8 protein-coding genes and 5 tRNA genes are annotated in these 12145 nt (G+C 40.4%); 12 read left to right on the top strand and 1 reads right to left on the bottom strand.

The genetic code is table 11. The features are described from left to right. Positions 1-128 precede the first annotated feature (128 nt). The 12 genes from prfB (at position 129) to H5118_RS16270 (ending at position 11248) form a co-directional block, all read left to right on the top strand. Positions 129-1227, top strand: a protein-coding gene (gene prfB / locus H5118_RS16325; protein WP_100218355.1) for a peptide chain release factor 2 whose coding sequence is annotated in 2 segments (ribosomal slippage) — positions 129-203 and positions 205-1227 — 1098 coding nt in all. Because the reading frame shifts where the segments join, the coding sequence is not laid out codon by codon here. A 26-nt stretch (positions 1228-1253) separates the two neighbouring features. After that, complete coding sequence (lysS, locus tag H5118_RS16320) at positions 1254-2789, top strand: lysine--tRNA ligase (protein ID WP_002961420.1); 1536 nt, start codon at positions 1254-1256, stop codon at positions 2787-2789. A gap of 322 nt (positions 2790-3111) precedes the next feature. Further along, a complete protein-coding gene (locus tag H5118_RS16315; RefSeq protein WP_010553261.1) occupies positions 3112-3294 on the top strand; it encodes a hypothetical protein in 183 nt (60 codons plus the stop codon). Positions 3295-3422: 128 nt separating this feature from the next. Further along, positions 3423-3515 (top strand) — tRNA-Ser (locus H5118_RS16310). 38 nt (positions 3516-3553) lie between these two features. Beyond that, positions 3554-3630, top strand: a tRNA-Arg gene (locus H5118_RS16305). A gap of 73 nt (positions 3631-3703) precedes the next feature. After that, positions 3704-3780 (top strand) — tRNA-Arg (locus H5118_RS16300). A gap of 51 nt (positions 3781-3831) precedes the next feature. Next, positions 3832-3908, top strand: a tRNA-Arg gene (locus H5118_RS16295). Between the two features lie 115 nt (positions 3909-4023). After that, positions 4024-4100: transfer RNA gene (locus H5118_RS16290), tRNA-Arg, on the top strand. A 756-nt stretch (positions 4101-4856) separates the two neighbouring features. After that, entirely contained in the window at positions 4857-6032 is a 1176-nt protein-coding gene (locus H5118_RS16285) for an exo-beta-N-acetylmuramidase NamZ domain-containing protein (RefSeq protein ID WP_182749520.1), read from the top strand. 9 nt (positions 6033-6041) lie between these two features. Further along, positions 6042-7700 (top strand): penicillin binding protein PBP4B, encoded by a 1659-nt coding sequence (pbp4b, locus tag H5118_RS16280; protein WP_182749518.1) that lies wholly within the window; start codon positions 6042-6044, stop codon positions 7698-7700. Positions 7701-7891: 191 nt separating this feature from the next. Next, entirely contained in the window at positions 7892-9268 is a 1377-nt protein-coding gene (locus tag H5118_RS16275; RefSeq protein WP_182749516.1) for a Na+/H+ antiporter NhaC family protein, read from the top strand. A 237-nt stretch (positions 9269-9505) separates the two neighbouring features. Then, entirely contained in the window at positions 9506-11248 is a 1743-nt protein-coding gene (locus H5118_RS16270; RefSeq protein ID WP_182749515.1) for a potassium/proton antiporter, read from the top strand. 283 nt (positions 11249-11531) lie between these two features. Here H5118_RS16270 and H5118_RS16265 read toward each other — a convergent pair whose 3' ends face one another. Further along, positions 11532-12041 carry a hypothetical protein gene (locus tag H5118_RS16265; protein ID WP_182694113.1) on the bottom strand — a complete coding sequence of 170 codons (510 nt, stop codon included), beginning with the start codon at positions 12039-12041 and terminating at the stop codon, positions 11532-11534. Positions 12042-12145: the final 104 nt, after the last annotated feature.

The following is a 12145-nucleotide window of genomic DNA, read 5'->3' as shown; positions in this document are numbered from 1 at the left end:
ATGCATAAAAGGCTAATAAAGCGCGCGGTTTTTTGTTAAAATCGGGCGTTTTTATCATTTGACGATAATTTGTTGCGAAAATCCCATGTAAAGGGGCGCAATTACCTAGCCATTTTGGAGTGATGTACATGTTTGAAGTGAATCCTGTGATTAACCAAATCAAGGAAATTCGCGAACGTACTGAATTGCTTCGGGGGTACCTTTGACTACGCTCTTAAACAAGAACGCCTAGAAGAAGTTAACGCCGAACTTGAAGATTCAGCCGTATGGAATGAGCCTGAACGCGCACAAGCGCTTGGCCGTGAAAAATCAGCATTAGAGGCTGTTGTTGAAACAATCGACAACCTTGTAGCCGGTACTGACGACGTTGAAGGTCTACTTGAACTTGCTGTAGAAGCCGAAGATCAAGATACCTTTGATGAAGCACAAAGCGAACTTAGCGATCTAAACGAGCAGTTAGAAGGTTTAGAGTTTCGTCGTATGTTTTCAGGTCCTCATGACTCAAACGATGCGTACCTTGATTTACAATCGGGTTCTGGCGGCACTGAAGCACAAGACTGGTGTAATATTCTACTTCGTATGTATTTACGTTGGGGCGAGGCTAAAGGCTTTAAAGTTGAGCTAGTTGAAGCAACCGACGGTGATGTTGCCGGTATTAAAGGCGCAACAGTTCGCTTTGTTGGCGAATACGCTTACGGTTGGTTACGTACAGAAACAGGCGTTCACCGTTTAGTGCGTAAAAGCCCGTTTGACTCAAGTGGTCGTCGTCATACCTCATTTGCTTCTGCGTTTGTATACCCAGAGATTGACGATAATATTGAAATTGATATTAATCCGTCAGACCTACGTATAGACGTTTACCGTGCATCAGGCGCGGGTGGTCAGCACGTTAATACCACCGAATCGGCGGTTCGTATTACTCACGTACCAACAAATACCGTAGTGCAGTGTCAAAACGAGCGTTCACAGCATAAAAATAAAGCCCAAGCGATGAAGCAGTTAAAAGCTAAATTATTTGAGCTTGAGCTACAGCAGCAAAATGCTGAGAAACAAACGCAAGAAGACGCTAAATCTGATATAGGTTGGGGTAGCCAAATACGTTCATACGTACTTGATGACGCACGTATTAAAGATTTACGCACAGGCGTTGAAAACCGCAATACCCAATCGGTACTTGACGGTAACTTAGATAAATTTATTGAAGCCAGCCTTAAATCTGGCCTATAACCACCAAGCTAATAAAGAGCTAAAAAATGACTGATAAAATCCAAGACGAAAACAAGTTAATCGCTGAGCGTCGTGGCAAGTTAGACGCGATACGCGAAAATTGCCCAGCCAACGGTCATCCAAACCAATTCCGTCGTGAGCATTACACGGCTGATTTGCAAGCCCAGTTTGGTGATAAGAGCAAAGAAGAATTAGTTGAACTACAAGAAGTTGTGTCTATTGCTGGACGTATTTTAGCAAAGCGTGGACCGTTTTTTGTAATTCAAGACATGAAAGGTCGCGTACAAGCGTATGCATCTAAAGATGTTCAAAAAGACCTTAAAGAAAAATATGGTCAGCTAGACACTGGCGATATTATAGGTGTTAAAGGCGCGCTAAATAAATCGGGCAAAGGCGATTTATACGTAGAAATGACTGAGTATCAATTACTAACTAAGTCACTTCGCCCGTTACCTGAAAAATTCCATGGCTTATCAGATCAAGAAACAAAGTACCGCCAACGTTATGTTGACTTAATTACTAACGAAGCAACGCGCGAAACATTCCGCATTCGCTCACAAGTAGTTGAAGGTATTCGTCGCTTTTTAGCAGACCGTGACTTTATGGAAGTAGAAACACCTATGCTACAGGTTATACCTGGTGGTGCATCTGCGCGTCCGTTTGTAACTCACCATAACGCGCTTGATATCGACATGTACCTACGTATAGCGCCAGAGCTTTACTTAAAGCGCTTAGTGGTAGGTGGTTTTGATCGTGTATTTGAAATTAACCGTAACTTCCGTAACGAAGGGTTATCTACACGCCACAACCCAGAATTTACAATGATTGAATTTTACCAAGCATACGCTGATTACATCGACCTGATGAACATTACCGAAGACATGCTACGTACTGTTGCAGAAAACGTACTAGGTAGTGCAATTGTAGTTAATACAACTAAGGACGAAAACGGCGAAGTTATCGATTCAGTTGAATACGACTTTGGCCAACCGTTTACACGTTTAAGTATGGCGGATGCTATCTTAAAATATAACCCTGAGTTTGATGCTGCGGTATTTAACGACCCAGAAAACCATTTTGAAGAGTTAAAAGCGTACGCTAAACAAGTGCACGTTAAAATTCCTGAAAACTGTGTTTGGGGCCCAGGTAAGTTTCTTTGTGAAATATTTGAAGAAACAGCAGAGCACATGCTTATTCAACCTACGTTTATTACTGGTTACCCGTGGGAAGTATCACCACTTGCACGCCGTAACGACGAAAACCCATTTGTTACCGACCGTTTTGAGTTTTTTGTTGGCGGCCGTGAACTTGCAAATGGTTTCTCTGAGCTTAATGATGCACAGGACCAAGCTGAGCGCTTCACTCGTCAAGTTGAAGAGAAAGACGCAGGCGATGATGAAGCAATGCACTACGACGAAGACTACATACGCGCACTAGAGTACGGCTTACCGCCAACGGCTGGTGAAGGTATTGGTATTGACCGTTTAGTAATGTTGTTTACTGATTCATCAACAATTAAAGACGTTATTTTGTTCCCGCATATGCGTCCACAAGCTGACTAAGCTTTAGTAAAACAAAGTAAGTTAATAAACGCCGCTTAATAGCGGCGTTTTTTTTACTTATAATTAGTGTTTTAATTAATAAGTACTACACTAAAAATTAAAGGTAATTATTAGTGCTGATTAATGTGCAATTCAGCTTCACTAACTTATTGTTATTGGAAGTTTTTAATATTAAAACTAACAGTGCTATAACTTTTTAGTATGATTGTTTTTTAAACATATGTTGTGTTTATACAAAGGTTTTAGCTAGAATATGCACGAAATTTACACTGCTGGTATTTAGCAGTTAAATATAGATTCTTAAAGGACTTAGAATAATAGTATGAAAGACAAACGAGTAGATGATTTATCAGAAGAGTGTACATCAGAGCAAGAACGAAACGCTTACTACCGTGCTTGTATCGCTGAATTTCAACAATTAGGTTACCAAGAACAGTATTTGGCTCAGTTAACTGATGACTTAGTTCCCGTGCTAGGTGTTAATCCTTCAAATAAAAATACGTAACCCGCTTAAATTTCAAACTAATTACACTTTTAAACCAAGCATATGTGCAATCTGTAACCATATAGTCGTTTTTGGTAGAAAAGTGTTTGACATATTTTCTGAAATCTTTATTATACGCCCCACAAGACGGAGAGGTGTCCGAGTGGCCGAAGGAGCTCCCCTGCTAAGGGAGTATAGAGTTTGTAGCTCTATCGAGGGTTCGAATCCCTCCCTCTCCACCATTTCTTTTAATGGCGTGTTTTGTACAATTTTAAAGTATGGGTGCATAGCTCAGCTGGATAGAGTACTCGGCTACGAACCGAGCGGTCGGAGGTTCGAATCCTCCTGCGCCCACCATACTTTAATAACTCGCTTAGAGTCTAAATAAGCAAAAGCTCTACTTAGAGTTAAAATAAGTAAACTATAAAGTGGGTGCATAGCTCAGCTGGATAGAGTACTCGGCTACGAACCGAGCGGTCGGAGGTTCGAATCCTCCTGCGCCCACCACTTTATAGACTCTCACTTAGAGTAAAAACAAGTAATAGTAAAAATGAAAGCGGGTGCATAGCTCAGCTGGATAGAGTACTCGGCTACGAACCGAGCGGTCGGAGGTTCGAATCCTCCTGCGCCCACCACTTTCATGTTTTCATACACTTTTAAGTGTAAGAAAAATAAACCGATGGAAATCGGTTTTTTTATGCCTGAATTAATACGCTCTGCTTAGAGTTTAAATAAGCAATCTATGAAAGTGGGTGCATAGCTCAGCTGGATAGAGTACTCGGCTACGAACCGAGCGGTCGGAGGTTCGAATCCTCCTGCGCCCACCACTTTCATAAACAAGCCGACATTAAGTCGGTTTTTTTGTGCCTAAAATAAAGTGAAATGTAAACTACCACTCCTGTAGCCGCAGAGCTTGCTCGCGTGAGAAGCGCCAGCTTCTAATTACTTACCACCGATATAACTGATACTTTATTTACGAGCTTCGTTCGTCGCGTCAGCAAGCTGTAAGCCTACAAGTAAAACCAGTGCTAATCGTTAAATCCAAACTCCGAGCTTATTCATCTGTGGTAGACGCTGAGCTTGCTCGCGTGAGAAGCGACAGCTTCTATTCCCCCCTCAAAAATATAATTTATAAGATTTTATTTGTTGGCAACGCCAGAAATAAGTAATTTATTCACAAAGAGGTTAAGAGGCGCTGCGCTTTTAGAGGTAGTAATAAAGCTAAACTAATAAACCCGGGTTTATGTCTTCTCATTTACTTCTCTTTCGCTACTCTTTGTATAATAGATCTTTAAGTGGTTCATTGACCAAGAAATTAAATAACTAGAAGCTTTTAGCTCTAAGAAGGTTAAATACGGTCTTTAAGCTTAAAATGAGAGGTGGTATTTTCAAATAAAACTAGCTCTAATCTTTAAATCTAGACTCCGAGTTTATTTATCCGTTGTAGACGCTGAGCTTGCTCGCGTGAGAAGCGACAGCTTCTAATCACTATATCTACTCAAGCCCACTTAACCATTTTCTAAAGCTGCTCTTTATTATTACCTATGTTATTTTAAACGCCTTATTTAAAAGGATATTGCAGTATGTTTAAAACCCTATTTATTACGTTGTTTTTTATTTTTAGCGCCATTTTTATTGCAAGCGTGCAAGCCAACGTAGCTAATAACTCACTTGTAGTAGGTGCGCAGCAATATGCTAAATATTTACCGCAGTTAAAAAATAAACGTGTAGGGCTAGTCGTTAATCAAACATCAAGCGTAGGGGAAACTCACTTAGTAGATACTCTACTGACTAAAAACATAAACATAACTAAAATTTTTGCACCTGAGCATGGCTTTCGTGGCGATCACGATGCGGGCGCCCATGTGAAAAATGCTGTTGATAGTAAAACTGGTATTCCGCTTATTTCTATTTACGGTAAAAATAAAAAACCAAGCCAAGCTGCTTTAGCCGATGTTGATGTCATTATTTTTGACATTCAAGATGTGGGAGTGCGTTTTTATACCTACATAAGCTCTATGCACTACATGATGGAAGCCGCTGCAGAGCAGGGGATAGAATTTTTAGTACTCGATAGGCCCAATCCAAATATTGCCTACGTTGATGGGCCAATATTAGAGTCAGAATTTAAATCGTTTGTAGGCATGCACCCAATTCCTGTTTTACACGGCATGACCGTTGGCGAACTTGCCAAAATGATCAAGGGCGAGGGTTGGATCAATAAAGCGGCCGATTTAAAATTAACGGTGATCCCTGTTGATCATTACACTCGCAAAAGTACTTACAGCTTGCCTGTAAAACCCAGCCCTAACTTACCTAACGATCAAGCCATTGCGCTTTACCCATCACTTTGCTTTTTTGAAGCAACGCCTATTAGCATTGGTAGAGGCACCGACTTTGCATTTCAAGTAATTGGCTATTCGCCAGTAGCATTAGGTGATTTTAATTTTACACCGCGCGCAATTAAAGGCGCTGCTTTAAACCCTAAATTTAAAAACCAAACCGTGCAAGGGCTCGATTTAAGACAAGCAAATATCACAGGTTTAAATTTAACTTACTTAATAAATGCGTACACGAAGCTTACTAAAAATAACATCTCGCTTTTTGAGCGCGCTGACTTTATGGATAAACTAGCGGGTACTAATAAATTGCGCTTAGCTATTGAAGCAGGGCAATCAGAAGCGCAAATAAAACAAAGCTGGCAGGCGGGGCTTGCGCAATTTAAAGCGCAAAGAGCGCCTTACTTGTTATATAAATAAGGGCTAAGCATGTTTATTGCTGTAAAAAATCAAAGGTGTGGTTATATCAAACAAGCATTTATAGCGGCATTGAGCTTTATTATTGTGGGTTGTAGTACACCACCGGAGCCTATTAGCTCGGTGCTACCACTTACAAAGAGCCAACTTGTAGAGCTGCCTAATGCACAAGTGGTTGTAACGTTTCCTGAGGTAAATCCAAGTAGCCGGTTTTATGTAAATAACCGAGGAACGTTTAAAGCTTACAAAGGGCGCGGGCAATTATTAATACAAAACCATAACGCACAAAGCGCCGATATTTACATTAATAATAAAAAGCTCGACGTTAACCAACTAAGCGCCAACACCTTATACAATTACAGTTTGGCAAAAAATACTCACAACGGTGTTAATACCTTTAAAGTTGAAAATATTCTCCCTGCTGGCTCAAGTTTAACGCTGCGTTTTGCATTTCCTACTTTAAGCGATGAACCAAAAAAGCATATAGATTTTAATGAAGTAGACGCATTAATTGAACGCGATGTAAAAGCAGGTTTTCCTGGTGCTGTATTGGCAGTTGTTAAAAATGGCGAGCTAATAAAATTAACCGCCTATGGCGATGCAAAGCAATACCAGCAAAGTGATTTAATGCTACTACGCCCAGAGCCCATGCAAACTAATACCTTGTTTGATCTTGCCTCAAACACCAAAATATTTGCCACAAACTTTGCACTTATGAAATTAGTAAGCGAAGGGTTATTAAATATTAATAAACCCGTACAAAGCTACCTAAGCGAATATAAAGGTGAAGGGCGAGCAAAGCGCACAGTAAAAGACTTACTCACACACAGCGCCGGATACCCGCCAGTATTTGACTTTCATCGTAAAGATGGCAGCTACGGTGACGCGTTTTATTCGCAAAACAGTAAAACTACCAAACAGCTATTACTTACCAGCGTGCCTTTTAGTAGTAAATCATCTGGGCAGCATGTTTACTCTGATATTGATTACATGATTTTAGGCGTGTTAATTGAGCGCATAACTGGGCAGCCCCTTGACGAATACCTAGAGCAGCAAGTGTACGCGCCACTAAAACTAACTAACACGTTATTTAATCCACTTAAAAAAGGCTTTAAGCCGCAGCAATTTGCAGCCACTGAGCTTAGCGGCAACACACGAGACGGGCGCATTAAGTTTGATAATGTTCGTACCACTGTTTTACAAGGCCAAGTGCATGATGAGCGCGCTTACTATTCTCTTGATGGCGTAGCAGGGCATGCAGGATTATTTAGTAATGCTCACGACTTAGCTGTGCTTTGCCAGCTATTACTAAATAATGGTGGCTACGGCGACCAACAATTATTTAGTGCAAGCGCCTTAGCGCAATTTTTAACGCCGCAATCAAGCGATGAAACCTACGGGCTTGGCTTTAGGCTTGCTGGTAACAACCAAGCAAGGCGCTGGCACTTTGGCCCTTATGCAAGCGCGCAGGCTTATGGCCACACAGGTTGGACGGGGACAGTGACCGTAGTTGACCCCGCTTACGATTTAGCTATTGTTTTACTTACCAATGCTCGCCATAGTGCAATTAAAGGCTCGCTAAAACGTTACGAATTTACAGGTAAACAATTTGAAACCGCGCAGTACGGATCGGTAGTGTCGCTTATTTATGAAGCGCTACTAAATCAATAAGCTATCGTATAGGTTAAAACGTACTAACAGCATTACTCTAAGTGATTTATTTACAGGTGACTTGAGTAAGGCAATCCATTAAGCTAAGCGGTTTACAAATCTAAGCCAGTTTATGCTGCTAGGCTTAACAAATAAGCGATAAAACGCGTACAAAGCGAGAGTGGCTCGCTAATAATTAAGGTTAACTTTTTATGCATTGGTATTCTATTTTACCGCCGCTAATTGCGATTGCTATCGTGTTTTGGCGAAAAGAAGTGATTATGGCGCTACTTGTTGCTGTTGCTTCTTCTGAGTTTTTACTCGCCTTTCAGGGCGAAGGTAATAGCTTGTTTGACACTTTTTTAAATACCATTGAACGTATTATTTCGGTTGCCAGCTCGCCAGGTAATACACGCATATTAATATTTAGTATTTTAATAGGTGCCTTGCTTGCCTACATTCGCGAATCTGGCGGCGTTGCAGCAACGGTTAATATGCTAATGAACAAAGGTATTGCAAAAAGTAAGCGCCAAGTGGGATTTTTAACCATGTTTACCGGCATTGCGGTGTTTATAGAATCTAACTTGAGCGTACTCACCTCAGGGATTTTATCGCGTGGCTTATTCGACAAATTTAAAATGAGCCGAGCGCGCCTAGCGTACATTATTGATAGCACCAGTGCGCCAGTGTGTATTTTAATACTACTTAATGGCTGGGGTGCATTTGTACTTGGTTTGTTAGGTAACTACGAGCTAGGTGAGTCGGCTGTATCGGTGTTGTGGGGCAGCGTTGGGTATAACTTTTACGCCATAATTACCCTTACCATTGTTTTTTATACCATCGCGTTTGATAAAGTGCATGGCCCAATGAAAGAAGCCGAAGAAAAACTAGAGCTTCAAACAACTGACTTAAAAGAAGAAGTAAAAGGCTCTAAAGCGCGTTACATGTTAATCCCGCTTATTACGCTTATTACCAGCATGGTTGGCTTTATGTATTACACCGGAAATGGTGTACTAGCCGAGGGCAGCGGCTCTAAATCAGTATTATATGCAACGGTTTTAGCCATTGTTGTCGCTTACTTTTTAATGATTGGTTCGCGTAAATTTACGCACCATCAATTAGTTGATACAGGCTTTAAAGGTATGGGCGAATTAATGCCATTGGTCGCCATTGTACTGCTTTCGCTTACACTCGGCGCAAGTCTTAAAGAGCTTGGCACTGGCGTATTTGTAGCGTCACTTGTTGGCGACTACTTACCTATTTACTTAATAGTACCGGTGCTGTTTTTAACTGGCGCAGTAATGTCGTTTACTACAGGTACATCGTGGGGTACTTTTGCTATATTAATCCCAATTGGTGTGCCACTTATTCAAGCGCTAGGTTTACCGCCATCGCTTGTGGTAGGTGCTATTTTAGGTGGTGGTATATTTGGCGATCACTGCTCGCCTATATCCGACACCAGCGCTGTATCGGCTATTGCATCGGGGTGTGACTTACTCACCCACGTTAAAACGCAGCTACCGTATGCCTTATTTGGTGGTGGCCTTACGTTTTTAGCGTACTTAGTAACAAGCATTATTGTTTTGTAAAATTTGATTATTTAAATACTCAAAAGCCTGCTTATTGCAGGCTTTTTTGTTTTTAAATTAAGACCGAGCCGAGTAATACCAAGCTTAACGACGCTCTAGATATTAAATAAACTATTTAAATATAGACTTAAGTACCCGTATTTATATTTTTTAGGTTATTGTATAGCATGAGCTTTAAGCTTTTTAATAGCTATAAATTCTTACTTTTTAACTCATATAAGGCTGTAAACCCACACTATGTTTGTAATTGATAATATCATTCTCGTTAGTGCCATTTTAATTTTACTTGGAGTGATCTCGAGCAAGTTATCTGCACGCGTTGGCTTACCAGTGCTGGTGCTATTTTTACTTGTAGGCATGCTCGCTGGTGAAGACGGTATTGCAGGTATATCATTCGACAACGCAGAGGCCGCGCATGCTCTGGGTACTCTCGCGCTTGCTATTATTCTATTTGATGGTGGCTTACAAACGCCCACCAGTTCAATTAAACAAGTGTGGAAACCCGCGTCTGCTTTAGCAACCATCGGGGTGTTATTTACCGCTGTAATTACAGGCCTTGTGGCTACTTATATTTTAGACCTACCCATATTACAAGGTGTATTACTGGGCGCCATTGTTGGCTCTACAGATGCCGCAGCCGTGTTTGCACTTTTACGAAGTGCGGGTATTCACTTAAACAAAAAGCTTAAATCGACCCTTGAAATAGAAAGTGCCTCGAACGATCCAATGGCTATTTTTCTAACGGTTGGTTTGCTCGAAATGCTCGTTAATGACATGCCATTAGGGCTGGGTCTACTACAGTTATTTGCTCAACAAATGGGTGTTGGCGCTATTTGTGGTCTTTTAATTGGTAAAATATCGGTTTGGTTTATTAATCGCATTAAACTAAATGCATCGGGTTTGTATTTAGTGATGGTAACCGCATTTGGACTGCTTTCATTTGGCCTTTCTGCAACGCTCGGCGGCAGTGGATTTTTAGCTGTATTTATAACGGGTGTTATTTTAGGTAACAGTAAATTTGTATATAAGCGCGGTATTTTTCTGTTTCATGACGGCTTAGCATGGCTTGGGCAAATAACCATGTTTGTTGTATTAGGCCTCCTTATTAATCCGTCGTCATTGGTTGATGTATGGTTAGAAGGACTGCTTATTGCATTGGCACTCATTTTTGTTGCTCGCCCATTAGCTGTAGCGCCTATTTTAAAACTGTTTGGCTTTAATAATCGCGAAACCTTATTTGTATCTTGGGTTGGCCTTAGAGGCTCAGTGCCCATTATTTTAGCTATATTCCCATTATTATTTGGTCTTTCAGGGGCTGAGCTTATTTTTAATGTTGTTTTTTTCGTAGTGTTAATTTCAGCCACGTTACAGGGCTCAACAATGCCGTGGATGGCTAAAAAACTAAATTTAGTAGAGCCGCCACCTGATTTGGCTGCTGCAACGCTCGAAATCACAGCACTAAACGATATTGATATAGAAATTGTAGAGTACACTTTAAGTGACGTTTCTCGGGTTTCTGGGCGTAGCTTGTCACATGCTGCACTTCCTGAGAGTGTGGTTGTTGCTATGATCACACGAGGCCCGTCAATCATACCGCCACGAGGCTCAACTAAGTTAAAACCAAACGATCATTTATTTGTTGTTTTAAAACCAGATAACAGACCTTTTGTTGATTTAGTTTTTACAGCAACCGATAAAACAAACCATCAAGATAGCCATTTAGCCCACAACGAACTTAAAGTGAAAGGGGTAACGTTGGTAGGCGATATATTTTACTCTTACCACATGCAAATAGACGCCCCAGAAGAGATAAGCTTGGAAGAAGTAATTAATCAAAAGCTTTCAGGTGAAGTCAGTAAAGGCGCTATAGTTGTTATTGGTAATGTGCAAATACGCGTTATAACAATGGTACATACACGCATAGTTACCATTGGCTTAAAGTACTTAAATAACCCAGAAAAGCGACTTTTAAAGCAGTAATCATTAACAGTGATTTATTTAGCGCTAGGCTCATGTTCATAGCTGCGTAGGTTAGGTTGAGTGACACGAAACCCAACGGATCTCCAATCCACTTTGCAGCTTTAACGTTAAATATATGCATTGTTTTTGTAGGCGCTTAGCTTGTTAGCGCGTCGGGCGGTAGCTTTATTTTTTTGCTTATTTTATTTCAAGAATTATTGTTTTGTACGTATGATTTTTAAATGCTCAAAGGCCTGCTTAATCGCAGGCCTTTTGTTTGGAAGTGAATGATTTAATATGCTATTTAACTGTTAAACGGGTAATCAACGTTTGTAAAAGGCCATTCGTTTTTAACCCATGTTTTAACGTTTGTTTTAAGCTCATCAAAAAGCGGTGTAGAAAGGTGCTCTTTAGCAACCCAGCTAAATACAGTGGCATCAAATTCACTATCAACCGTACCTGTAATATAAATACAGCCAATCACCTTCGTTTTATCGTTATTCATTACATGAAAAGTAAAAGATTCTTTATTATTAAATGCGATTAAGTCACTTTCCAATGATTGCGTGTTTTCTTGCAAAGTAAAGTCATCAGCAGGCCATGTGGTGCCTAAGCTAATTTGAATAAACTCGCGAGCAGACATAAGCGCTTTGTAATCAAGTTTTGTGTACTTAGGGTTTACCTTAACTAAGGTGAAATTTTCAAAGTGCTTTTCAATCGGTACTACAAATTCGTTATTTACTAAAGTCTCAGCCTGCACAAATGAGCAGCAAAATGTATAAATAGCAAAAACGAATATAAGTAGTTTTGTCATATTTCTTCCTTAAATTTAAACTAATAGCTCTATGAAAATTAAGTTAAATTATAGCTTTATAGGGCTGAGCCTTAAAGAACTAATATTGTGTATTTCTAAATGTG

Source organism: Pseudoalteromonas sp. SR41-1, assembly GCF_014164015.1.
Lineage (GTDB): Bacteria > Pseudomonadota > Gammaproteobacteria > Enterobacterales > Alteromonadaceae > Pseudoalteromonas > Pseudoalteromonas distincta.
The sequence above is the reverse complement of the archived record's forward strand: the minus strand, read 5'-3'. Positions and strand labels throughout refer to the sequence as shown.

What these genes read in the sequence shown, in the direction of transcription:
- pbp4b (WP_182749518.1), top strand. Translation starts at nt 6,042, where the DNA reads ATGTTTATTGCTGTAAAAAATCAAAGGTGTGGTTATATCAAACAAGCA.
- H5118_RS16270 (WP_182749515.1), top strand. Translation starts at nt 9,506, where the DNA reads ATGTTTGTAATTGATAATATCATTCTCGTTAGTGCCATTTTAATTTTA.
- H5118_RS16315 (WP_010553261.1), top strand. Translation starts at nt 3,112, where the DNA reads ATGAAAGACAAACGAGTAGATGATTTATCAGAAGAGTGTACATCAGAG.
- lysS (WP_002961420.1), top strand. Translation starts at nt 1,254, where the DNA reads ATGACTGATAAAATCCAAGACGAAAACAAGTTAATCGCTGAGCGTCGT.
- H5118_RS16285 (WP_182749520.1), top strand. Translation starts at nt 4,857, where the DNA reads ATGTTTAAAACCCTATTTATTACGTTGTTTTTTATTTTTAGCGCCATT.
- H5118_RS16265 (WP_182694113.1), bottom strand. Translation starts at nt 12,041, where the DNA reads ATGACAAAACTACTTATATTCGTTTTTGCTATTTATACATTTTGCTGC.
- H5118_RS16275 (WP_182749516.1), top strand. Translation starts at nt 7,892, where the DNA reads ATGCATTGGTATTCTATTTTACCGCCGCTAATTGCGATTGCTATCGTG.